18 protein-coding genes are annotated in these 23,174 nt (G+C 64.4%); 10 read left to right on the top strand and 8 right to left on the bottom strand.

Annotation, left to right across the window (positions count from 1 at the left end; all coding sequences use genetic code 11):
* Window positions 1-178: 178 nt before the first annotated feature.
* The 3 genes from F4U94_RS01885 to F4U94_RS01895 are packed head-to-tail and all read right to left on the bottom strand — an operon-like array spanning window position 179 to window position 5,836.
* The gene (locus F4U94_RS01885) at window positions 179-1,546 is read right to left on the bottom strand and encodes an efflux transporter outer membrane subunit (protein WP_120253017.1); all 1,368 of its coding nucleotides are present in this window, start codon (window positions 1,544-1,546) and stop codon (window positions 179-181) included.
* Window positions 1,543-4,695: an efflux RND transporter permease subunit gene (locus tag F4U94_RS01890; RefSeq protein ID WP_120253016.1), complete on the bottom strand. Its 3,153-nt coding sequence runs from the start codon at window positions 4,693-4,695 to the stop codon at window positions 1,543-1,545. Before F4U94_RS01890 ends, F4U94_RS01885 begins: the two co-directional genes overlap by 4 nt.
* A gap of 10 nt (window positions 4,696-4,705) precedes the next feature.
* Window positions 4,706-5,836 (bottom strand): efflux RND transporter periplasmic adaptor subunit, encoded by a 1,131-nt coding sequence (locus F4U94_RS01895; RefSeq protein WP_172598871.1) that lies wholly within the window; start codon window positions 5,834-5,836, stop codon window positions 4,706-4,708.
* Window positions 5,837-6,191: 355 nt separating this feature from the next.
* Here F4U94_RS01895 and F4U94_RS01900 point away from each other — a divergent pair, with 355 nt between their 5' ends.
* Both F4U94_RS01900 and F4U94_RS01905 read left to right on the top strand, forming a co-directional pair.
* Window positions 6,192-6,923 carry a response regulator gene (locus F4U94_RS01900; protein ID WP_120253015.1) on the top strand — a complete coding sequence of 244 codons (732 nt, stop codon included), beginning with the start codon at window positions 6,192-6,194 and terminating at the stop codon, window positions 6,921-6,923.
* Entirely contained in the window at window positions 6,920-8,287 is a 1,368-nt protein-coding gene (locus F4U94_RS01905) for an ATP-binding protein (RefSeq protein WP_120253014.1), read from the top strand. Before F4U94_RS01900 ends, F4U94_RS01905 begins: the two co-directional genes overlap by 4 nt.
* Here F4U94_RS01905 and F4U94_RS01910 read toward each other — a convergent pair.
* From F4U94_RS01910 to F4U94_RS01920, 3 genes are read right to left on the bottom strand one after another with little or no spacing between them, the layout of a single operon-like run.
* On the bottom strand, window positions 8,284-8,604 hold the full coding sequence (locus F4U94_RS01910) for a DUF3325 family protein (protein ID WP_120253013.1): 321 nt from the start codon (window positions 8,602-8,604) through the stop codon (window positions 8,284-8,286). The genes F4U94_RS01905 and F4U94_RS01910 overlap by 4 nt on opposite strands.
* Entirely contained in the window at window positions 8,601-10,109 is a 1,509-nt protein-coding gene (locus tag F4U94_RS01915) for a PepSY-associated TM helix domain-containing protein (protein WP_120253012.1), read from the bottom strand. The genes F4U94_RS01910 and F4U94_RS01915 overlap by 4 nt, the downstream gene beginning before the upstream one ends.
* Entirely contained in the window at window positions 10,106-10,414 is a 309-nt protein-coding gene (locus tag F4U94_RS01920) for a ketohydroxyglutarate aldolase (RefSeq protein WP_120253011.1), read from the bottom strand. Before F4U94_RS01920 ends, F4U94_RS01915 begins: the two co-directional genes overlap by 4 nt.
* 245 nt (window positions 10,415-10,659) lie before the next feature.
* Between F4U94_RS01920 and F4U94_RS01925 the strand changes: the two genes are divergently transcribed.
* The 7 genes from F4U94_RS01925 to F4U94_RS01955 all read left to right on the top strand — a co-directional run bounded on the left by F4U94_RS01925 (window position 10,660) and on the right by F4U94_RS01955 (window position 19,634).
* Entirely contained in the window at window positions 10,660-12,138 is a 1,479-nt protein-coding gene (locus F4U94_RS01925) for a carboxylesterase/lipase family protein (protein WP_120253010.1), read from the top strand.
* Window positions 12,139-12,150: 12 nt separating this feature from the next.
* Window positions 12,151-12,912, top strand: coding sequence for an SDR family NAD(P)-dependent oxidoreductase (locus tag F4U94_RS01930; protein WP_120253009.1), 762 nt, complete (start codon window positions 12,151-12,153; stop codon window positions 12,910-12,912).
* Between the two features lie 278 nt (window positions 12,913-13,190).
* Entirely contained in the window at window positions 13,191-15,275 is a 2,085-nt protein-coding gene (locus F4U94_RS01935) for a TonB-dependent receptor (RefSeq protein ID WP_232016230.1), read from the top strand.
* Between the two features lie 4 nt (window positions 15,276-15,279).
* On the top strand, window positions 15,280-16,683 hold the full coding sequence (locus tag F4U94_RS01940; RefSeq protein WP_120253008.1) for an FAD-binding oxidoreductase: 1,404 nt from the start codon (window positions 15,280-15,282) through the stop codon (window positions 16,681-16,683).
* An 81-nt stretch (window positions 16,684-16,764) separates the two neighbouring features.
* On the top strand, window positions 16,765-18,093 hold the full coding sequence (locus F4U94_RS01945; RefSeq protein WP_232016228.1) for an MFS transporter: 1,329 nt from the start codon (window positions 16,765-16,767) through the stop codon (window positions 18,091-18,093).
* A 57-nt stretch (window positions 18,094-18,150) separates the two neighbouring features.
* On the top strand, window positions 18,151-18,918 hold the full coding sequence (locus F4U94_RS01950) for an AraC family transcriptional regulator (protein WP_120253546.1): 768 nt from the start codon (window positions 18,151-18,153) through the stop codon (window positions 18,916-18,918).
* Window positions 18,915-19,634 (top strand): FadR/GntR family transcriptional regulator, encoded by a 720-nt coding sequence (locus F4U94_RS01955; protein WP_120253007.1) that lies wholly within the window; start codon window positions 18,915-18,917, stop codon window positions 19,632-19,634. The genes F4U94_RS01950 and F4U94_RS01955 overlap by 4 nt, the downstream gene beginning before the upstream one ends.
* Window positions 19,635-19,652: 18 nt before the next feature.
* Here the strand turns inward: F4U94_RS01955 and F4U94_RS01960 are convergent, their stop codons facing one another.
* Both F4U94_RS01960 and F4U94_RS01965 read right to left on the bottom strand, forming a co-directional pair.
* Entirely contained in the window at window positions 19,653-20,768 is a 1,116-nt protein-coding gene (locus F4U94_RS01960; protein WP_120253006.1) for an NAD(P)-dependent alcohol dehydrogenase, read from the bottom strand.
* Between the two features lie 217 nt (window positions 20,769-20,985).
* Window positions 20,986-22,071: a helix-turn-helix transcriptional regulator gene (locus F4U94_RS01965; RefSeq protein WP_120253545.1), complete on the bottom strand. Its 1,086-nt coding sequence runs from the start codon at window positions 22,069-22,071 to the stop codon at window positions 20,986-20,988.
* Window positions 22,072-22,157: 86 nt separating this feature from the next.
* Here F4U94_RS01965 and cysD point away from each other — a divergent pair, with 86 nt between their 5' ends.
* Complete coding sequence (gene cysD / locus F4U94_RS01970; RefSeq protein ID WP_120253005.1) at window positions 22,158-23,069, top strand: sulfate adenylyltransferase subunit CysD; 912 nt, start codon at window positions 22,158-22,160, stop codon at window positions 23,067-23,069.
* Window positions 23,070-23,174 lie beyond the last annotated feature (105 nt).

Consider the following 23,174-nt stretch of genomic DNA (forward strand, 5'->3'; position numbering starts at 1 on the left):
GCGCCGCAGCGTGAGATCAACTGGTTAAGGCGCACTTCGTCCTGCGCGCCCGACGCAAATAATTGGCAAAACCAATCCAGACACCGTGCCAGTAGCAGCATGGTTCCTCTCCCTTATTATCAGCGCAGCATAACAGATTCGCAGCGCCGGAAAAGAGGGAGAGAGACGCGATCGACGCTTACTGATCGGCGCCGATCACCCGATAGAGCAGCACGCGATTACTCACCAGCGCCAGGTCCGTGGCAATAGCCGACTGGCGCGCGCCATAAAGTGCGCGCTGGCTGGTAAGCGCCGTCAGGAAGGTATCGATCCCCGACCGATAGCGCTGATCCGCCAGATCATAGGCGCGCTGGCTGGCCATCACCAGCCGGCGCTGCGCCGCCTGCTGCGCGTCGATCGTACCGGCCCGCGCAAGGCCGTCTGCGACCTCCTGAAACGCGGTCTGCACCGCCTTCTCATATTGGGCGACGTACAGGTCACGCTGCGCCTTGCTATAGTCCAGATTGCCGCGATTGGGGCCGCCGAAGATGGGCAGTCTGGCGGACGGGCTGGCCGACCAGGCAAAGCCGCTGCCGGTGAAGAGCGACGACAGCGCCGAACTGGCCACCCCGATCGCCGACGTCAGGCTGATGGTCGGGAACATCGCGGCGCGTGCCGCCCCGATATCGGCATTGGCGGCCTTCAACTGATGTTCGGCCTGCAGCACGTCGGGGCGCTGGAGAAGTATGTCGGAGGTGAGGCCCGCCGGCACCTTCGCGATGCCCGCGATCACACCGTCGAGCGACTGGGGCAGCAGCGCGTCCTCTACCGGTGCGCCGACCAGCAGGTCGAGCGCGTTGCGATCCTGCGCGACCTGCGTGATATTGGCGGCGACATCCGACGCGGCCTGCTCCACTATGGTTTCGGCCTGATGCACGTCCAGCTTGCCCGCCAGCCCGGCGACGTTGAGCGACCTTGTAAGGTCCAGCGTGCGCTGCGCACTGGCCTGCGTCTCGCGCGACAGGGCCAGCAATTCCTGATCCGCCGCCAATGTCGCATAGGCGGTTGCGGTTTCGGCGATCAGGGTGATGCGCGTGGATCGCGCGCCTTCCTCGGTCGCCAGATAGGTTTCCAGCGCCGATTGCGTCAGGTTGCGCACCCGGCCGAACAGGTCGATCTCGAACGCGCTGAAGCCAAGGTCGGCGCTATAGCTGTTCTGGCGATTGTCATTCTGCCGGCTGAAGCTGGCCGCCGCATCGGCAGTGAGCGTCGGCAATTGGGCGGCGCGCTGCACCTTATATTGCGCCCGTGCCGACTGGATGTTGGCGATCGCCACGCGCAGGTCGCGATTATTGGCCAGTGCCCGTTCGATGACCGTATGCAGCCGCGTGTCGCTGACCAGTTGCGTCCAGGGCAGGCCTGCCTTGGCGCCGGCCTGAACTGGGGCATAGGCTACCCCGCTCGGCAGGTTGGCCGGCACCGGCATCGCCGGGCGCACGTAATTTGGCGCCATGTTACAGCCGGCCAGCACCAGCAGCGACGCGGCGGAGAGGAAAGCGCGCATCATGCCGGGACTCCTGCGTCGGGCGCCGGGGCAGGCGGCGTGGACTTGGTCTTGTCGCTGCCGAACAGGCGGGCGATGGTGAGGAAGAAGAGCGGCACGTAGAAGATCGCGAGCACCGTCGCGGTCGTCATGCCGCCGATCACCGCCGTGCCGATCGCGACGCGACTCTGGGCGCCGGCGCCAGTGGCGATCGCCAGCGGGATGACGCCGGCGATGAAGGCCAGCGACGTCATCAGGATCGGGCGGAAGCGCAGTCGCGCCGCCTCCAGCGCGGATGTCCACGCATCCTTGCCCTGTTTGTGGGCCAGTTCGGCAAATTCGACGATCAGGATCGCGTTCTTTGCGGCCAGCCCCATGGTGGTCAGCAGACCGACCTGGAAGAAGATATTATTCTCCAGGCCTCGCGCCCATACGGCCAATACCGCGCCGATCAGACCCAAGGGAATGACCAGCAGGACGGCGAGCGGGATCGACCAGCTTTCATAAAGGGCAGCGAGGCAGAGGAAGACCACCAGCACCGACAGGCCGTAGAGAAGGGGTGCCTGACCACCGGATAGTTGCTCCTGATAGGACAGGCCGCTCCAGGCGTAGCTGGTGCCGGCAGGCAGTTGCTTTTGCAGTTCGACGATCCGGTCCATCGCGTCGCCGGAACTGGCGCCTGCACCTGCTTGTCCCTGTATTTCGAAGGAGGACAGGCCATTGAAACGCGACATCGTGCTTGGCCCCATGGTCCAGTGCGTCGTCGCAAAGGCGGAGAAGGGCACCATTTCGCCGGTGCCGGTCGATCGCACCATCCAATTGTCGATATCGGTGGGCAACGCACGATAGGGCGCATCGGCCTGCATATAGACGCGCTTCACGCGGCCGCGATCGACGAAGTCGTTGACATAAGTGCTGCCCCAGGCGGAGCTGAGGACCGCATCGACATTGGCCTGGGTCAGGCCCAGCACGGCCAGCTTCTCATTGTCGATATCGACCTTGAGCTGCGGCGTATCCTCCAGCGAGGCGGCACGGACGCCTGCCAGCATCGGATCTTTCGATGCCGCTTCGATCAGCTGGTTGCGCAACTCCAGGAAGCGTGCGCGGCTGAGGCTGCCATTATTGAGCAGTTCGAAGGTGAAGCCGTTCGACTGGCCGAGGCCGCGAATGGCCGGCGGGGTCATGCCCAGCACCTTGGCATCGCGGATCGCCGCCAGTTGCTTGGTGGCGCGGCCGGCAATCGCCGTCGCATTGTTCGCCGCCCCCTTGCGATCGTCCCAGGGCGACAGGTTGATGAAGCCTTGCCCCACATTCTCACCCTGACCCTGGAAGCTGAAGCCGGTCATGATGAAGGCGAAGGCGACATTGTCCTTTTCGTCATTCAGGAAATAATTCTGCACCTGGTCGATGACGGCAGCGGTGCGGCTGGACTTGGCACCAGCGGGCAGGGTGACCTGCACCATGACCTGTCCCTGATCCTCGACCGGCAGGAAGCTGGACGGCAGGCGCACGAAGACCAGCACCAGCAGGCCCAATATCAGGATATAGACGCCCCAGAACAGCTTGCGCCGGCCCATCACCTGCTCGGTGCGGCGGACATAGCCGTTCGTCATCCGCTCGAACCAGCGATTGAACTTGCCGGCCCATCCCTTGTCGCGATGCTCCTCGCTCGCGGGTTTGAGGAGGGTGGCGCAGAGCGCGGGCGACAGGATCAGCGCGACGACCACCGAGAGCAGCATGGACGACACGATGGTGATGGAGAATTGGCGGTAGATGACGCCGGTCGACCCACCGAAAAAGGCCATGGGCAGCAGCACGGCGGACAGGACCAGAGCGATGCCGACCAGCGCGCTGCCGATCTCCTCCATCGACTTGATCGTCGCCTCGCGCGGGGAAAGCCCTTCCTCCTCCATGATGCGCTCGACATTTTCGACCACGACGATCGCGTCGTCGACCAGCAGGCCGATGGACAGCACCATGCCGAACAGCGTCAATGTGTTGATCGAATAGCCGAACAAAGCGAGGATGCCGAAGGTGCCGAGAAGCACCACCGGCACGGCGATGGCGGGCACCAAGGTCGCGCGCCAGCTTTGCAGGAAGACGAACATCACCACCACGACCAGCGCGACCGCTTCGAGCAGGGTCTTGATGACCTCCTCGACCGACAGCTTGATGAAGGGGGTGGTGTCGCGCGGATAGACGACCTTGTAGCCATGCGGCAGGCTGGACGAGAGTTCGGCAACCTTGGCCTTGACCAGTTCGGCGGTCTTGAGCGCGTCGGCGCCCGGCGCCAGCTGCAACGCGACGCCCGAGGCCGGATGGCCGTTCAGCCGCGCCGCCGTGCTGTAGCTTTCATTGCCCAGTTCCACCCGCGCCACATCGGACAGATGGACGATCGACCCGTCGGTCTGCGTCTTGACGATGATATTGCGGAATTGCTCCGGCGTCTGGAGGCGTGCCCGCGCCGTCACCGTGGCGTTGATCTGCTGGTTGGCGGGTGCGGGGTCGGCGCCGATCTGGCCGGCGGACACTTCGACATTCTGTGCGCGGATCGCGGTTTGGACGTCGGACGGCATCAGCTTGACGGCGGCCAGCTTATAGGGGTCCAGCCACACCCGCATCGCATATTGCGACCCGAAAATCTGGGTCGCGCCGATGCCGTCGATACGCGCGATCGGATCCTGGAAATTATTGACCAGATAGTCGGCGATGTCCGCCTGCGTCGCGCTATCCGTCTCGTCATAGAGGCCGACCAGCATCAGGAAGTCGGTCTGCTGCTTGGTGACGGACAGGCCCTGCTGCTGCACCGCATTGGGCAGGCGGCTCAATGCCTGCTGCACCCGGTTCTGCACCTGCACCTGCGCGGTGTCTGGATCGGTGCCCTTCTGGAAGGTGACGGTGATGCGCGCCTGCCCCGTCGCGGTGGACGAGGAAGAGAAATACATCAGGCCGTCAATGCCGGTCAGTTGCTGTTCCAGCACCTGCGTGACGCTGGTTTCCACGGTTTCGGCCGACGCGCCGGGATAGGTCGCGCTGATGCCGACGCCGGGTGGGGCAATATCGGGATATTGGGCGATCGGCAGCGACAGCATCGCCCCCAGGCCCGCCAGCATGATGCCGATGGCGATGACCCAGGCGAAGATCGGACGTTCGATGAAATAGCGGCTCAACAAGGGACGGCTCCTACTTCGTCGACTTGACGGCGACGGGCTTGACGACGGCGTCGGGCTGCACTTTGTCGGTGCCCTCCACGATCAGCCGGTCGCCGGCCTTGAGGCCCGCCGTGATCAGCCATTTGTCGCCGATCGCCTGTGCGGCGGTGACGGTGCGGCGTTCGACCTTATTCGCCTTGTTCACGACCAGCGCGGTGGCGTTGCCCTTGGGATCGCGGCTGATACCCTGTTGCGGGGCGAGAATCGCGCCGGGCACCACCGATTGCGGCGCGACCACGCGCACGAACATGCCGGGCATCAGCAGGCCGTCGGGATTCGGAAAGCGGGCACGCAATGTCACCGTGCCGCTGTTCACGTCCACGATCGGTTCGGCAAATTCCATCCGGCCTTCCTGCGGATAGTCGCTGCCATCGTCCAGCTTCAGCCGGATGGTCGCGCTGGCCGGCAAGGTCTTGCCCGCCGCCAGCGATCGGCGCAGCGCCAATATCTGCGAACTGGACTGGGTCACGTCGACATAGATGGGGTCGAGTTGCTGGATCGTGGTCAGCGGATCGGCCTGGCTGGTCGTCACCAACGCGCCGGGCGTGAAGAGCGTGCGGCCGATGCGTCCGCTGATCGGCGCACGCACCAGCGTGAAGTCCAGGTTGACGCTGTTCGTCTGAAGGCTGGCGCGGGCCTGCTGTACCGCGGCCTGCGCCTGCCGCGCGGTGGCGATCACATCGTCGCGATCCTGCGCGCTGACCGCTTCGGTGTCGCCCAGCGTGCGATAGCGCTGCGCCTTCGCCTGAGCCGCCACGGCGGTTGCCTGCGCGCTCGCCAGACTGGCCTGCGCCTCGTCCCGCGATGCGCGATAAAGACGCGCGTCGATCTGATAGAGCGGCTGGCCGGCGGTCACCATCGCGCCTTCGGTAAAGAAGCGCTTCTGGATCAGGCCCGCCACCTGCGGACGCACTTCCGACATCATGGTGGACACGGTGCGGCCGGGCAGTTCGCTCGACACCGTGGTGTTCTGCGCCGTCAGCGTCACGACGCCTACTTCCACCGGCCCCTTTTCCGGCGGCTTTTGCTGTCCGCATGCCGCAAGGCTGAACGCCAGAGCGATGGGAGCGACCCGAAGAATATGCAGGGTGGCGATAGGCATGGCTGAACGTTCATCCTCGTCGACGGGTCTGACTGGCCCCTGCGATGCCCACCGGCGCAACGGTGAAACCGTCCCGGACGCACAAGGGGGAGGGAGGGGATGTGCGCGATCGGGCGGCCCGCTGTACCGGATCCCGACCAAGATGGCAGGGACAGGCATCGCAAGGACTCTCTTGTGTCGGCGGGGGAGGCCGACAGCGTCCTCATCGCGGCTTTGTCCGTCACATGATAGAGCGAGTTATTTTCCAATTGCCACGATAAGTTGCCGATCCGCACTTCTGCGTATCGCTTTGTATCGGCCTGTATCAGCGGCGAAGAGGCGCAGACTTTTAAAGGATCGCGCGTTAGGACGGGGCATGGCCGATGCATCCTCCTTCCGTCCCGCCACCGTACTGGTGGTCGATGACGACGCCGATATTCGCGACCTGATCGTGGGCCAGTTGCGGCAGGAAAATTACCGGCTGCTGGCCGCCGCCAACCTTGCCGAACTGCGCCAGACGCTGCGCGACGAGGATGTCGACCTGATCGTCCTCGACCTCAACCTGCCCGATGGCGACGGCCTTTCGCTATGCCGCGAACTGCGGGCGGACGGGTCGGACGTGCAGATCATCATGGTGACGGCGCGGGGCAGTGCGATCGACCGGGTATTGGGGCTGGAATTGGGCGCGGACGACTATCTGACCAAGCCGTTCGAGCCGCGCGAATTGCTGGTCCGCATCCGCAATCTGCTGCGCCGGGCGCGAACAGGCCCGACCACACGCCCCGCCGCGACCATGCGCTACGCCCATATCGGCCCGTGGCGGGTCGATATGGTACAGCGGCGGCTGATCGCGCCGGACGACCGGCTGGTGATGCTGTCTTCTGCCGAATTTCGCTTGCTCAGCCGCTTCATCGATGAACCCAATATCGTGCTGGACCGGGAGACGCTGCTCCCCGAACGCCGCGCCACCGCCGCGTTCGACCGGTCGATCGACCTTCAGATCAGCCGGCTGCGGCACAAGCTGGCGACGCTGCCGGGTGGCGAAGACCTGATCCTGACGGTGCGTGGCGAAGGCTATGTCCTGGCCTGCACGGTGGACCATTCATGATCCGGACGGCGATCGGGCGCGCCCGCAGCTTCTTCCGATCGATGGCGGGGCAGATTTTCCTGATCCTGACGCTGGGCATGTCGGTCGCGGCGATCGTGGCTCTGCTGGTGGCGGAACAGACCCGGCATCATGATTTCGAGCGCATCCGTCGCCAGCGCGTGCTGGCCAGCGCGCTCGATGTCGCGGAGCGCTTTCGCCGTGATCCACGGCGGATCGAGACGATGATGGCCACGCATAATATCATCGGCGCCTCCCCAGCGCCGGAAGGCATCAGCCTGAACGAACAGGATGCCGACCTCGAAACCCTGCTGCAATCGCGCCTGGGACCGCAATCGCAACCCGAAGCGGGGCAGGTGCCGATCGGCCTTTGCTATCCCGATCGCTACAAGACGAAGGAGTTGCTGGCCGGGCTGGTCGACGCGCCGCGTCCGGACTGTTGGGTCATCCGCTATACCGACGGGATCGGACAAAGGCGGGCGATCGCGCTCAGCTTCCCGCGCATGGCGAAGCCGCCCAGCACCGTCTTCAATCCGCTCTATCTGATCGTCATCATCGCATCGTCGGCGGGGCTGGCCATATTGGTGGGTCGTATCGTGTCGAAACCGCTTCGCCGTCTGGAGCAGGCGGCGGAAGCATTTTCCGTGTCGCTCGATCCGGAGGAAATTCCGGAGAAGGGGCCGGAGGAAGTGCGCGCGGCGCTTTCCACCTTCAACCTGATGCAGCGCCGCGCTCGCGCAGGCTTTGCCGAACGCACGCAATTGCTGGCCGCGATCAGCCATGATCTCCAGACACCGCTTACCCGGCTGCGGTTGCGGCTGGAACTGGTGGAGAATGAGGAGTTGCGCGCGCGCCTGCTGGCCGATCATCAGGCGATGCAGACGCTGGTGCGCGAAGGGCTGGATCTGGCCAGCAGCATAGAGGCTCGAGAGGAATGGTCTTCGCTCGACATCGATTCCCTGCTGACCAGCATAGCCGAGGATGCCGAGGAACTGGGTGCGCCGGTGCGCTTCCTGACCGGATGCGGCGGCACCGTGCGGGTGAAGCCCAATGCGCTGACCCGCTGCATCGCCAATCTGGTCGATAACGCCGTCAGATATGGCGGCAGCGCGGAAATCAGTTGCGCCCGAACCGGTGGACGGCTGTTGATCCATGTGCGCGATCATGGCCCCGGCATTCCCGCCGACCAGCTCGACCAGATGTTCGAACCCTTCACGCGCGGACCCAGCAGCCAGCCGGGTGGCCGCCATGGTACCGGTATTGGCCTCACCATCAGCCGGTCGCTGGCGATGAGTTTCGAGGCGTCCGTGCGGCTGCGCAACGCCGAGGATGGCGGCCTTATCGCCACCATCGACATGAAGGGTTAGACCAGCAGACCCGCGACCAGCAGCAGGCCGGCAATCGGGACACCGGCGCGGGGGATCGCCGGGCGATAGGTCATGCCCAGCAACAGGATCCCGCCGAGCAGCGGCAGCAATCCGATCCAGGCGACCAGCGCCATGCCGCTATCCTGCCACAAACACAGGCTGAGCAGCGACAAGCCGAACAAGGTCCAGCCTGCCAGTTCCAGATGGGCGACGAAGGGCCGTTTCTGCCATGTCGTCAGTAGAAGCGGGCGATGCCGCTGCATCCGCGCCGCCAGCGCGAACAGGGATAGATAGAGCAGGCCGGCGGTCAGCATCATGCTGGCACCACCCTGCGGCGAACCGGGGTGGGCGCACTGCGGCGGCGGATATGTTTCCACACCAGCAGACCGAGCGCCACCGCCGTCGCCATCAGCATAGCGTTGCCTGTCACCAGCATGACATCGCTCGCCCAGATCGGCGCCAGAAAGGCGGCCAGCACGCAGAGCAGCGACAACAGGCCGAGCAGCAACGGCCAGCCCAGCTTCGGCGTGAGGGCAAGGCCCAGCAACAGCGCCGCGCCTGCGCTCCACAAGGCAACCGATACTTCGGCTTCGGCCCGCGCGGTCATGCCCAAAGGCAGCAGGCGATTGGCGACGAGGAAGGCCACCATGCCGATCGGGACGCCCACAAGGCCACCGACGTTCAGCCGTTCCAGCATCCGGTTGCCGATCGACAATGGCGCCCGCTCGCGCCGCTTGACGATCCATAGAACCATCCCGCTCGCAACCGCCAACGTCAGCATCGCGCCGCCCAGGAAATAGAGCCAGCGGGTCAGGAGCGGCGCGAAATGCGCCATGTGCAGGCCGTATATGGTCTGGTAGGTGCGGATGGCCGGGCGTTGCTCCGTCCAGGCCTTCAGCACTGTGCCCGTAGCGCCGTCGAAGCTGATTTCGGCAGGCAGATAGCCGATCGACGCGGTTTCGACCGGATAGACGGTCACCACCGCACCTGTGTCACCCGGATTGAAGATATAGACCCGGCCCACCGGTGCGCCGGCGAAATGGCGCTGCGCTTGCGCCAGCATCGGGCCGATAGGGGCGAGCGGCGCCTTGGTTCCGGTCGGCGCCTTCGTTACCGCGCCGGGGGTCAGGTCGCTGTAGAGCGCCATGAGATTCTCGCCATAGCCCGCCGTCATGCCCCAGGGCATGTTGAGCGACGCCAGCGTCAACAGACCGGTAAAGGTGATCATGATGTGGAAGGGCAGGGACAGGACGCCCAGCGCATTATGGCCGTCCAGCCAGGAGCGTTGCCCCTTGGCCGGGCGGAAGGTGAAGATATCCTTGAAGAAACGCTTATGCGCGATGATGCCGGTAATGATGGCCACCAGCATCAGCATCGCCGCCAGCGACGCGAGCAACCGGCCCCAGGGATAGGGCAGTTCCAGTTCGAAATGCAGGCGATAGAAAAATTCGCCACCCAGCGTGTCGCGCGCGACGGGGGCACCGCTCAGCGGATCGAGCGCGCGGCTGAAATAGGCGCCGCCGCTGTCATAGGTCGCCTCCACCACGTTCGAGCGGCCATCGGGCGCGGCCAGATACCAGCCGGCCGACCCCGTCGTATTCGCCGACAGCCAGTTGGTCGCGGCGTTGATGGCGCGGATCGGATCAGACTGCCCGCTGACTTCCGGGCGCATCCAGCGACTGATTTCCGGCCTGAACACGCTGAGCGTGCCGGCAAGGCACATGATGAAGAGGATATGGCCGAGCAGCAACCCGGTCCAGCCATGCAGCCACGCCATCGCCTGCCGCGCCCCGTCGCGGATCATGGCGCTCGTTCCGCTCATGCCGGCTGTCCTGCGATCCAGCCGACGCCGCCCAGCAGCAGCGCCGCAATCCCCACGCCGGCTAGCGCGCGCCATGGTCCGCGCGCCAGAAAGGCCCAGATGGTAACGGCGGGCGCCACCAGATAGGCGATCAGTGTCGCGATCGTCACCGCCTCCACCCGCGCCATCGGCAGGGTTCGGGCCAATGCCGCCGCCGTCAACGCCGCCACGCCATAGGCGCCGACCGTCCCGGCCAGCGTGCGCAGCGCGACATTGGCGCGATAGCGCCAGCCGCTGCGCACAGGACGGGCGGCTGCCTTGCTCAACCCGCCAGGGTCCAGAATGTGGCCGGAATGGATCGGACAGAAGCGGGCATGCAGACGATTTCCATGGGTGCTTCGGCCGGGTAGCCGAGCAGCCCGATGCAAGTCAATTGCATTAGCGAAGGAGCAGCCACCGTCTTCGCCGCATCCGCTGAGCAGCGTCGCCGTGCCGCGCGGCAAAGCTATTTCGCTCCTCCATGCGTTGGTCCCGCTTTAAACTGCGCCCCAAAGCGAAGAGGAGCGGATGGATGGACATGATCGTGCCCACGGTGGCTGGGCCGGTGCGGGGCGCCGTTCATGACGGCGTTGCCCGCTTCCTGAGTGTCCCCTATGCGGCGCCCCCGGTCGGCGATCGTCGCTTCGCCCTGCCGCAACCGGTGCCGGCGTGGAGCGGTGTGCGGGATGCGCTGGAGCCGGGCGCCACCGCGCCGCAACGCGTGCGCGCGGTACCTGGCGTCGATGTCGAGGCACTGGTGGGCAATGGCTGGAACCCGGGCGACGATTATCTGACGCTCAATATCTGGAAGCCCGCCGGCGATATGACGGGCCTGCCGGTCATGGTCTTCATCCATGGCGGCGGCTTCGTGGTCGGCAGCAAGGATGCGCCGGTGCAGGATGGCAGCGCCTTTGCGCGCGACGGCGTTCTGCTGGTGGCGATCAATTACCGGCTCGGCGTCGAAGGCTTTCTGCCCATTCCCGGCATCCCCACCAACCTTGGCCTGCGCGACCAGATTTTCGCGCTGCAATGGGTGCGTGACAATATCGCGGCCTTTGGCGGCGATCCGGCCAATGTCACCGTCTTCGGCGAATCCGCCGGGGCCATGTCGGTCGCCAATCTCGTCACCTCGCCACTGGCGAAAGGCTTGTTTCGCCGGGCCATCGTGCAAAGCGGCCATGGCGCGATGACGCGCGATATCGGTGTGGCGCAGCGGTTGGTCAAAGCGCTGGCAAAGCGGCTGCGAATCTCGCCGGACGCAGACGGCTTCCGATCGATCGCGCCCGGCGATATGCTGGATGCGATCGAGAAGGTCAGCCAGCCGACGGCGCGGGTCGACCTGCGCGACAAGGATGGGCGCGAGCCGGTGTTCGGCATCAGTCGCTTCATCCCGGTCCATGGCGACGATGTACTGCCGCATAAGGCGCTCGCCGCATTGAAGGTCGGTGTGGGGGCGGAGGTCGACCTGCTGATCGGCACCAATGCAGAGGAGATGAACCTTTATTTCATCCCTACCGGTGTTCGGGAAAAGATCGGCCGGCTGCTCGCCACCTGGTTCGTGCACAAGCATCAGCCGCATGCGCGCAAGCTGCTCAGGGCCTATGGCATGGGGGCGGCTGGCAAGAAGCCCGGCCATGCCTTTACCGATGCGATGCACGATCTCGTCTTTCGCTGGCCCGCTCGCCGCTTTGCCGAGGAGCATCGCGGGCGCACCCATATGTATGAGTTCGCATGGCGATCGCCGCTCTTCGGTGGTCTGGGCGCGGCCCATGCCATGGAACTGCCCTTCGTCTTCGGTACGCTGGCCAGCGTGACCGGGCCGGAGGGGATGTGCGGGGAGGCGCCGCCGCAGGCGCTGGCGGATAGCGTGCATCGCATATGGGTCGATTTCGCCACCGACGGCCGCCTGCCTTGGGCGCCGTTCACCCAAGACGACCGGCTGGTCTATCAACTCGCGGCGGGGGAGGCGGTGCAGGAAGCGCCCATGCCCGCCGCGCCCTACATGCCCTGAAGGACTGACCCCATGTATCTGGAACGATTGAAACTGGATGGACGACGCGCACTCGTGACCGGCGGGGCGAGCGGCATCGGCCTGGCCTGCGTCGAGGCGTTGGGTGAAATGGGCGCGGCGGTGACGATCGCAGACCTGAAGCTGGAGCAGATCGACGCGGCAATCGCGAGCCTGCGGACAAAAGGGCTGGATGCCGAAAGCGTCGTGATGGACGTGATCGACAGCGAGGCGGTAACGGGTATCGCAGACCGGATGGGCGCGATCGACATCCTCGTCAACAATGCCGGCATCGCGCGCAGCGACACGCCAGCGGAGGCGGTCGCGGATGACCATTGGCGAAACGTGCTGGACGTCAATCTGAACGGCACCTTCTGGTGCGCCCGTGCCTTTGGTCGGCACATGCTCAAGCGGGGGCGGGGCAGCATCGTCAATGTGGGGTCGATGAGCGGCTTCATCGTCAACCGGCCGCAACCGCAAAGCTATTATAATGCGTCCAAGGCAGCGGTGCATCAACTGACCAAGAGCCTGGCGGCGGAATGGGCCGACCGGGGCGTGCGGGTCAATGCGGTGGCGCCCACCTATATCCGCACGCCGCTCAACGAGTTCGCAGACAAGGAAGGGCCTATGTATCGGCGCTGGATCGATTCGACGCCGATGGGCCGGCTGGGCGAGGTGGAGGAAGTGGCGTCGGTCGTCGCCTTCCTCGCGTCCGACGCGGCCAGCCTGATGACCGGCAGCATCGTATTGGCGGATGGCGGCTATAGCTGCTGGTAACGTTGCGTACCTAGCTTTCGTCATTGCGAGCGCAGCGAAGCAATCCACATAGCGCTACGTGGATTGCTTCGCTGCGCTCGCAATGACGATGTGCAAGAAATGCCGGGCAACCAATGCGACAGCGAGTTGGACAGATAAAAGCTCGATCCGATCGGCGAAGCGATCGACCCGAACGGCATAATCGACTATCTCCCCAAACCTATCTGAAAGCTGTACCTATCAGATAGGCCCAGATAAGATCCGAAGGACATGATTCCCTCGGGCAGCGGGAGGAGAGAATGATGAAGTTGAAGGCTATGCTATTTGCCGGTGTCGCGATCGCCGCGTCCCTGCCCGCCGCAGCCCAGGCGCAGGGCGCGCCAGCCGCCACGGCAGATGGCAATTCCGATATCATCGTCACCGCGCGCAAGCGACAGGAAACGCTGCTGGACGTGCCGGTCGCGGTGACCGCGATCAGCGGCGACACCCTTGCACGGCAGAATATCAACAGTGTCCGTGAAGCCGCTGCTTTGTCGCCCGGCCTCAATATCTCCAGCGATGGTGCGGGACGCGCCTTCGTGTCGATCCGCGGCGTCGGCGTCACGCTGGTGCAGACGGTGCAGCCGGGCGTGGGCCTGTTTATCGACGGCATCTATCGGCCCAACACCGCCTATCTCAACAACCCGCTGCTCGATGTCGAGCGGATCGAGGTGCTGCGCGGGCCGCAGGGGACGCTTTATGGCAAGAATACGCTGGGCGGCGCGATCAACGTCATCACCCGCCAGCCCGGCAATGATTTCGAGGCGCGCGGCGCGGCCAGCTATGCCGGCCCGGACAATAGCTGGCTGGTGTCCGGCTCCGTGTCCGCCCCGATCGTACAGGACAAGCTGGCCATCCGCATCGGCGGCGCCCATCGCCAGCAGGACGGCTTCATCCGCAACACCACCGTGGGCGGGCACAGCAACAGCCTGAACACGGATTCGGTCAGCGGTACGCTGCGCTTCACGCCGGGCAATGAGGTGGTGGTCGCGGTCAACGGCTATTATGACTGGATCAAGGGCCACAACGTCCCCTATGCTTGGGTCAGCGGCCCGACCGATTATTCCCGCAACAATAATTTCAACACGACCGGCATCACCACCTATAAATATCGCGGCGTCAATGCCCGGATCGAGGCGCCGATCGAGGCGATCGATACCCGCGTCACGCTGCTCGCCGCTTATGATGCGCGCGACACCAATTCACCCGACAGCGACGGCGATTTCGGCCCGGCCAATGTCGTCCGTTCGAGCGGCAAGGATCAATTGCGCACAAAGACGGTGGAACTGCGGTTCGACACCACGCTGAATGAGCAACTCTCGACGTTGTTCGGCCTGTTCTACAGCCGCGAAACGTTCGACGCGGCGGGCGCCAACACCATCGTGCCCTTCGGCCTGGTGCTGCCGTCGTCCGACCATCGGGTCGGGGACACTTATGCGGCCTTCGGCACCGTCTTCTGGAAGCCAACCAGCGATTGGGAAGTCGCGCTCGGCATGCGTTACGATCATGAGAGCCGCCGGGCATTGGGCGCGCCGCGCCTGAAATCAAACGAGGTGGAACCGCGCCTGTCGATCACCCGGCACTGGAACCCCAGCCTGATGACCTACGCCTCGGTCGCGCGCGGCTATCGCGGTGGCGGCTTCAATGCGCCCACGGCCCCGGTCCGTACTTATCAAGGGGATAGCGCCTGGACTTATGAAGTGGGCACAAAATATGCGACGTCCGCCTTCAGCCTGTCGGGTGACATCTTCTTCAGCGATTACAAACATTATATCGGCCTGAACAGCGTCGCGCCGAGCAGCACCGGCGGGCTGGTGACGGTCGATCTCAATGCCGGCCATGTCCATAGCTATGGCGCGGAGCTGGAAGCGCGGGTGCGGCCGACCGACAATTGGACCATCTCCAGCGGCCTGACCTATATGCACGCCCGGCTGGTCGACTCCTCGGAATATACCGACGTCACCAACCGGACCTTGTCGAGCGACCATCTGACCTTCCAGCCCGACTGGCTCTATAATATCAGCAGCGACTATGTCGTGCCGCTGGGCGACAACAAGCTGACCTTCAACGCCAGTCTGAACGGCAAAAGCAAGCGGCTGGCCGCGACGCTGAATCAGACCACGCCGACTTTCCTGAAGGGCTATGCCGTGGTCAACGGTTCCATCACCTTCGCCACGGCGAAGGGCATCGAATTCGCGGTGTTCGGGAACAACCTGTTCAACAAGAAATATTTCGACTCCTATATCGAAAAGACGACGTTGCAGCTGGCCGGCCTGCCGGCATCGGACCTGGGCATTATCGGCGATCTGCGCCGCTATGGCGTCCGCGCCAGCTTCAAGTTCTGATCCGATGAGCGCCCACACGCCCCTGCTGCCGCGCAAGCCCCTGCCGGACGGTTTCCTCGATCGGGTCGGGGCCCTTGTCGGGGACCGGCTGGCCACGGGGGAGGCGATCCGCCTGCAACATGGCCAGAGCGAAGCCCATTTCGAGCCGGTGCTGCCCGATGCGGTGGTCTTCGCCGCGACGACCGAGGAAGTGGCGGCCCTCGTCAAGCTGTGCGTGGGGGCGGGGGTGCCGATCATCCCCTTCGGCGCGGGTACCTCGATCGAGGGTAACACGATCCCGGTCATGGGCGGAATCACCATCGATCTCAGCCGGATGGACGCCATTATTGAGGTCAATCAGGAGGATTTCGACTGTACCGTGCAGGCGGGCGTGCGGCGCGAACAATTGAACGAGCATCTGCGCGATCAGGGCCTGTTCTTCCCGATCGATCCGGGGGCCAACGCCACCATCGGCGGCATGGCGGCCACGCGAGCTTCAGGAACGAATGCCGTGCGTTACGGGACGATGCGCGAAGCCATTCTGAGCCTGAAGGTGGTGACGCTGGACGGCAAGATCATCCGGACGGCGCGGCGCGCGCGCAAGTCTGCGGCCGGCTATGACCTGACCCGGTTGATGATCGGCAGCGAAGGGACGCTGGGCATCATCACCGAAGTGACGTTGCGCCTGCATGCCATCCCCGAAGCGATATCTTCGGCCGTATGCAGTTTCGACAGCTTGCAGGGCGCGGTCGACACGGTGGTGCAGTCGATCCAGATCGGCGTGCCGCTGGCGCGAGTGGAGATATTGGACGATGCGCAGATGCGCGCGGTCAATCGCTGGTCGAAGCTCGACTATCCGGAGCTGACCACCCTGTTCTTCGAGTTCCACGGGTCGCAATCCTATGTGGACGAGCAGGTTCGGACAGTGGAAGAAATCGCCGCCATGAATGGCGGGGGTGAATTTCGCTGGTCGAACCTGCCCGAACAACGCTCCAAATTATGGAAGGCCCGGCACGAGGCCTATTATGCCGCCGTCAACATGCGGCCCGGCGCGATCGGATGGGCGACGGACGTGTGCGTACCGATCAGCCGGCTCGCCGAATGCATCACTCAAACGCGCGAGGATCTGGACAAGGCCAGCCTGCCCGCGACGATATTGGGCCATGTCGGCGACGGCAATTTCCACGTCATCTTCTCCATCGATCCCAACGCGCCGGAAGAGATGGTGGAGGTTGAAGCGATCAACCAGCGGCTGGTCGACCGGGCGCTGGCGATGGACGGCACCTGCACCGGCGAACATGGCATCGGCCTTGGCAAACAACATTGCCTGGTGGATGAACTGGGTGAGGCGGTCGACCTGATGCGCGTCATCAAGCGGGCCTTGGACCCGCAGAATCTGTTCAATCCGGGCAAGATTTTCACCTTCTGAGACAGGCATGTTTAGCCGGGGGGCTAAACTGCCCGGCCGCGCCGGTTCCCCTTGGCGCGGCCGGGCATCACAGGAAAAAGGATGGCCATGACCAGTCTGCCGCTCGTCGATCCGGCGCTTCGCCCCATGTCGGGCGCCCACAGTCCATCCTTCCTGCGCATCCTGCCATCCTTGCTGATCCTGGCGCTGGCGATGGCGGCCGGCTTCACCATGATGGGATCGTTCAGCATGGTGCAGGAGGGCGCGAAGGCGGAAATGGCGCTCAGCGACTTTCAACTGTCGCTGGTGCAGGGCGTTGCCGCCGCCGTGCCGCTGCTGCTCTTTTCCATACCCATCGGGTTATTGGTGGATCGCACCAACCGGCTGCGGCTGTTCATCGGCCTGGCTATGGTCTGGACGGTCGGCACCTTCCTGACCGCCACGGCCCAGAACGTCGCCATGCTCTTTCTTGCGCGCATGCTGGCGGGCATCGGCACCACCGGCGCGCTGACTGCTGCGTTGTCGCTCTGCGCCGACTTCTGTCCGCCGCATCAGCGGGGCAGGGCGCTGCTGATCGTGACCCTGGGCAAGGCATTGGGGCAGGCGGGGGCCTTCGCGCTGGCCGGTTGGCTGCTCAGCCTGTTCCTGCATCGCGCCGCCGGGGCCCTGTTCGCCGACGTCGCCCCCTGGCGCGCCACCCATTATGCGCTGGCCGCGATCAGCGCCGCGCTGGTCCTGCCGATGTTCCTGCTGCGTGAACCTGCACGGCGCGAAGTGGCGGCGGGCATCCATGCCCCCTGGCGTGTCGTGGTCGCCGAACTTTGGTCGCGTCGCGCCTTCCTCGCCCCGCTGTTCATCGGGCAGGTCAGCGTGGTGATGGCCGATGCCGCCGCCGCCATCTGGGCCTCGCCGGTCCTGTCGCGCAGCTATGGCCTCGCCCCGCCCGATTTTGCCGGATGGATGGGCAGCCTCATCTTCCTGACCGGGGTGGTCGGATCGGTCCTGGGCGGCGTCGCGGCCGATATCGGGCAGAAGAGCGGCCGAAAGGGCGGCCTGCTGATCGGGGCGGTGATTGCCGCTGGCCTCGGCATTCCCGCCGCGCTCTTTCCGATCATGCCGGGTATCCCCAGCTTTGCCGTGGCTCTGGGCGCGCTGATGCTGTGCGGCACGATTACCGGCCTCATCACGTCGGTCGCGCTAACGGTGATGTTGCCCAATGAGGTGCGCGGCCTGTGTATCGGTGCCTTCATCGCGCTGGCCGGGCTGATCGGTTTCGGCGTTGCGCCCACGCTGGTCACTGCGATCAGCGGGCTGCTGGGTGGGGAGGCGCATCTGGGTGAGGGGCTGGCGGCGGTAGGCGTGACCGTCAGCTGCATATCGCTCGGCGCCTTCTGGCTGGCCATGCGGCGATCTCCCGTCAAACCTATCTGATAGCTATTGCCGAAAGCTATCAGATAGGTCATGATGCTGGATAAGGAGAGGATGTTCATGGACCGAATCATCATATCGCCCGAAATGATCGCGCTGATTGGGCCGGGAATGGCGACGCCATCGAATGACGCCGGCCTGACCACCGCCTTCATCCTGGGCTTTGGCGCGGTGGGGCAGGCGGCATCCTTCCGACTGGTCGATCGGCCCACGCTTGACGATCTGAATGACGATCGGGGCAATCGCCTGATCCTGCTGGTATCGCCCGATGCCTGTGCGCGGGTGGCGGATGGGGCCGTGCCGATGCTGCCGGGCGTGGCTTATTATCTGCCGGCACCGCTGCGCGCCATCGCGCTCGCCATTCGCGATTGCACCCTGCATGAGGCCGCCGCCACCCCCTATCGCCTGGCCAAGAGTATCGAGTTGCTCTGCGACCTGCTGCGGATCGGACGGGAGGAGGGCTATGTCCCGATCGGTCAGGATGCGCTGCTGTCCCGCGCGGATAGCGAGCGGTTGCTGAGCGCGCGCCGCATGATCGAGGATCGCTGGGCGGAAAAACTGACGCTGGACGGCATCGCGCGCGCCTGCGGCCTCAATCGCGCCAAGCTGACGCGCGGCTTTCGCGATATGTTCGGTTGCACCGTGGCGGATGCGATCATGGCCCAGCGGCTCGACCGGGCGGGCGCCATGCTGATCGCCACCGAATTGCCGATATCGTCGGTCGGCTATCGTTGCGGCTATCTCAACAATGCCAGCTTCACCCGTGCCTTCGCCCGCCATTTCGGCGTTGCGCCGACGCAATATCGTGCCCACAGGCTGGCCGCATGATGGCGACGCGGGCGGTCCAAACAAACGGGGGCGAAGATGGCGGCTCCCTGGTCAACCGGGCCATCCAGGCCGTGCGCGACCATATTCGCGACCATGGGATGAAGGTGGGCGACACGCTGCCGGGCGAGGGCAGCTTCGCCGCCGATCTGGGCGTCAGCCGCGCGGTGATGCGGGAAGCCTTTGGCGCGCTGGCTGCATTACGCCTGATCGACGTCGGCAATGGCCGGCGCGCGCGGGTAGGGGCGATCGACGGGTCGGTGATGGGCGCCTCGCTCGACCATGCCGTGTCGACCGAACAGGTCAGCGTCGCCGATGTGTGGGATGTGCGACGCACGCTGGAACTGCGCATCGCTGCCCTTGCTGCGGAGCGCCGCACGGATGAGCAGGCGGCCCATATCCTGTCGATCGCGCAGGCGATGGCGGATGGCCAGCATGATATGGCGCAGGTGACGCGGCAGGATATCGCGCTGCACACCGCCATTGCCGAGGCCGCGTCAAACCTGCTGTTTGCGCAGATCATGCGATCTTTCGAACCGCTAATGGAAACGGCGGTGCCGCGCGCTTGGGAAACGCGACAGACCGATACGCAGCGGCAGGATATCCTGGCCTGTCACATGGATCTGGCGCAGGCGATCGCCCGGCGCGATCCCGCTGGGGCAGCAGCGGCGATCGACCGGCATTTCGATACATCCATCGGTCAGATGCTCGGCTCCTGAAACGGAGCCGAGCGCCCGTCATTCCTCCGATATGCGCAGCACCGGCTTGACCACCTGACCGCTTTCGCTGGCGGCGATCGCTTCGTTGATGGCGTCGAACGGGAAATGGCCGATCAGACGGTCGAAGGGGAAGCGGCCCGCCCGATAATGGTCCATCAATTCGGGCAGGAAAGCCTGCAAGTCGCTGTCGCCGCCCAATATGCCCATGATCCGGCGGCCGCCGCCCATCAGCGCGGCTTCGTTGAAGCTCACCATATCGGCCGGGCCGGACGCACCGACCAGCCCGGCGATACCCATCGGCGCCAGCAGCGACACCGCCTGTTCGATCAGCCGGTTGATCCCGGTCGTGTCGAAGGCATAGCCAAGCCCCGCCGGGCACAGGTCGCGGATGCGGGCGGCGACATCATCCTTGCCGTTGATCACATGGGTCGCGCCCAGTTCCTGCGCCAGCGTCAGACGCGATTCATGCACGTCGATGGCGATGATGGGGTCAGCGCCGGCAATTTTCGCTGCCATGATTGCGGCCATGCCGACCGTTCCGGCGCCCCATATTGCGATCGGCAAGCCCGCGCGCACCTTCATCGCCCGCAGCACGGCGCCGGCTCCAGTCATCAGGCCGCAGCCGATCGGCGCCAATATGTCCAGCGGCACGCCATCCATCGTGTCGGGCACGCGCACGACATTGCGTTCATGCGCGATGGCATGGGTGGCGAAGGCGGACTGGCCGAAGAAGTGGCCGTTCAGTGGCTGGCCGTCCTGAAACAGGGTGGGGCTGCCGTCGGCGCGCGTGCCCGACCAGTTATGCGGGAAGAATTCGTAGCAATAGGTCGGCGCATCGACCGCACAGCTGGGGCAATGGCCGCAACTGTTGAAGCTCATCACCACCCGGTCGCCGGGCTTTACGGCCGTCACGGCGCTGCCGACCGCCTCCACGATGCCGGCGCCTTCATGGCCCAGCACGATGGGCAACGGGACCGGCAATTGCGCATCGCGCACCGCCAGATCGGTATGGCATATGCCGCAGGCGACGATCCGGACGCGCAGTTCGTCCGGCCGCAACGCGTCAAGCTGCACGTCGGCGATGGCGAATGGCTGGCTGCTGCCGTGGCATATGGCGGCTCTGGCGGTGGTCATGCGGCATCCTCTCAATTTATAACGATCATTAGGATGATGACCGGCAAGGCCGGAATTTGTAAGGCCTTTTCGCGATCGGCGGTGTTTTCTGGTGAAAAATCGCCGGCTGGCCTTACGCGGAAGCGATCTCCATATAATCGATAATATATATTATGTTAAACGCCACCACATCTCCACAGCATTACCACTGTCCAACTCGCTGTCTCATGCCATCCTGTCAGGCGATCGCCAGTACGCTGCTCAGAATGATCCGCACCAGTTCCGCTTGACCCCGCGCACCCATCTTGGCGTAGATCTTCTTGGAATAATTGCGCGCCGTCTCGACGGTGAGGTTCAGGTTCGCGGCGGCTTCCGCGATCGGGATGCCCTGCGCGATCTCCCAGGCGAGCCGCGCCTCGCTCGGCAACAGGCCGAACAGCTCGACCAATTGCTCGCATCGGTCCGCCTGCGACGATCGGTCGCCGCTCAGGTAGACGATCGCCGCCGGCGCATTGCCCGCCGCGACGGATGCGCCCCGGAACGGCGCCACCAGCATGTCCATGCGTGGATCGCGGCTGAGGTTGACCGCGTGCGGCCGCGCATCGGCATGCTGCGCGAACCGTTTGACCAACGCAGTCAATTCCCGGTCCAGATCCGGCGATGCCGGGGTCAAGCGATCATAACGCCCGCGTCGCAGCAGGCCGTTGCGCTGAAACAACTGATCGACATGGGCCGTCATGTCCAGGATGCGGCACTGCGCATCCAGCGTCAACCAGCCGAAGTTCAAGCGACCAAAAGCTTCCGATGCCAGACTGGACCGCAGCCTTTCCCGCTCAAGCGCCACGAAACCACGCATCGCGATGCGCAGATGCGGCGCCAGAGCGGTCAGCAAGGATGTGGCGGAGGATGACAGATGCCGCCCTCCGCAGCAAAGCCATGCGTTGACGCCGCTCTCTTCTACGACCCGAACCGCCCGCAAATCTTCTATGCCGATCGGTAGAAGTTCTTCTTCACGCCAGGCGTTACGCACGGCGTCATCCGGATCGATCAGTTCGCCCAGGGCATATACCCGCCCTTCCCGCATCGGCCGTCGCGGCTTGGATGATTCAAGATTATTTTCCGTAAAAATATTACCTAGATTCAATGATGTTACTGGCCTGGCATGCAGCGCGACCAACCCGGTTTCATGAGGTGGATCAAAGGCCAGACCGGCATAGGGCGCCTGCAGACGGCCGCGCAATCGCTCCAGAAAATCATGCCATAGCGGCTGCTGAAACATCCCGTCATGCAGGCTGGCCAACAGGCTGGAATCGTCCAATCGCATGGACAGCGGCATAGGCCCTCCCATATGGGAGGTCCAATGATTGTTGCCGGGTGGCAATGGAACGCGCAAGAAGATTGCGAGGATAGATGGTGGACGCGAAAACCCTGACCCATTTGGAGCGGCTGGAAGCCGAGAGCATCCATATTCTGCGCGAAGTGGTGGCCGAAGCCGAAAAGCCGGTCATGCTCTATTCGGTGGGCAAGGACAGCGCCGTGATGCTGCATCTGGCGCGCAAAGCCTTCTACCCCTCGCCCCCGCCCTTCCCGCTGTTGCACGTCGATACGACCTGGAAATTCCAGGAAATGTACAAGCTGCGCGACCGGATGGCGCAGGAAAGCGGCATGGAATTGCTGGTCTACCAGAATCCCGAAGCGGCCGAGCGCGGCATCAACCCGTTCGACCATGGCCCGCTGCACACCGACATGTGGAAGACGGAAGGTCTGAAGCAGGCGCTCAACCTCTACGGCTTCGACGCGGCCTTCGGCGGTGCGCGCCGCGACGAGGAAAAGAGCCGGGCGAAGGAGCGTATCTTCTCCTTCCGCACCGCGTCGCATGGTTGGGATCCCAAGAACCAGCGGCCCGAACTGTGGAACCTCTACAACGCCCGCAAGAACAAGGGCGAGAGCATCCGCATCTTCCCGATCAGCAATTGGACCGAGCTGGATATCTGGCAATATATCCACCTGAACGACGTGCCGATCGTGCCGCTTTATTTCGCGGACGAACGCCCGACGGTGGAGCGCGACGGCATGTTGTTGATGGTCGATGATGATCGCTTCCCGCTGCAACCGGGCGAAGAGCCGGTGATGCGCTCCATCCGGTTCCGTACGCTGGGCTGCTATCCACTAACCGGCGCGGTCGAGAGCAGGGCCAAGACGCTGCCCGACGTGATCCAGGAAACGCTGCTGACGACCACGTCGGAGCGCCAAGGCCGCGCGATCGACAAGGATGCGGGCGGCGCCGGCATGGAGAAGAAGAAACAAGAGGGTTACTTTTGACGCACCACGTCATCCGCGAGCGGGTGACGAAGCGTCAACCCCAGCGCAGGCTGGGGTCGCGTGCTATCCGGCACAACCTTCCCAAGATCAACGCGATCCCAGCTT

Source organism: Sphingobium limneticum (genome assembly GCF_008710155.1).
GTDB lineage: Bacteria > Pseudomonadota > Alphaproteobacteria > Sphingomonadales > Sphingomonadaceae > Sphingobium > Sphingobium limneticum.

Coding starts and splice junctions, on each gene's coding strand:
- F4U94_RS01925 (WP_120253010.1), top strand. CDS start 10,660: ATGGACATGATCGTGCCCACGGTGGCTGGGCCGGTGCGGGGCGCCGTT.
- F4U94_RS01895 (WP_172598871.1), bottom strand. CDS start 5,836: ATGCCTATCGCCACCCTGCATATTCTTCGGGTCGCTCCCATCGCTCTG.
- F4U94_RS01960 (WP_120253006.1), bottom strand. CDS start 20,768: ATGACCACCGCCAGAGCCGCCATATGCCACGGCAGCAGCCAGCCATTC.
- F4U94_RS01900 (WP_120253015.1), top strand. CDS start 6,192: ATGGCCGATGCATCCTCCTTCCGTCCCGCCACCGTACTGGTGGTCGAT.
- F4U94_RS01965 (WP_120253545.1), bottom strand. CDS start 22,071: ATGCGATTGGACGATTCCAGCCTGTTGGCCAGCCTGCATGACGGGATG.
- F4U94_RS01955 (WP_120253007.1), top strand. CDS start 18,915: ATGATGGCGACGCGGGCGGTCCAAACAAACGGGGGCGAAGATGGCGGC.
- cysD (WP_120253005.1), top strand. CDS start 22,158: ATGGTGGACGCGAAAACCCTGACCCATTTGGAGCGGCTGGAAGCCGAG.
- F4U94_RS01930 (WP_120253009.1), top strand. CDS start 12,151: ATGTATCTGGAACGATTGAAACTGGATGGACGACGCGCACTCGTGACC.
- F4U94_RS01950 (WP_120253546.1), top strand. CDS start 18,151: ATGGACCGAATCATCATATCGCCCGAAATGATCGCGCTGATTGGGCCG.
- F4U94_RS01945 (WP_232016228.1), top strand. CDS start 16,765: ATGGCCATGACCAGTCTGCCGCTCGTCGATCCGGCGCTTCGCCCCATG.
- F4U94_RS01905 (WP_120253014.1), top strand. CDS start 6,920: ATGATCCGGACGGCGATCGGGCGCGCCCGCAGCTTCTTCCGATCGATG.
- F4U94_RS01885 (WP_120253017.1), bottom strand. CDS start 1,546: ATGATGCGCGCTTTCCTCTCCGCCGCGTCGCTGCTGGTGCTGGCCGGC.
- F4U94_RS01915 (WP_120253012.1), bottom strand. CDS start 10,109: ATGAGCGGAACGAGCGCCATGATCCGCGACGGGGCGCGGCAGGCGATG.
- F4U94_RS01910 (WP_120253013.1), bottom strand. CDS start 8,604: ATGATGCTGACCGCCGGCCTGCTCTATCTATCCCTGTTCGCGCTGGCG.
- F4U94_RS01940 (WP_120253008.1), top strand. CDS start 15,280: ATGAGCGCCCACACGCCCCTGCTGCCGCGCAAGCCCCTGCCGGACGGT.
- F4U94_RS01935 (WP_232016230.1), top strand. CDS start 13,191: ATGATGAAGTTGAAGGCTATGCTATTTGCCGGTGTCGCGATCGCCGCG.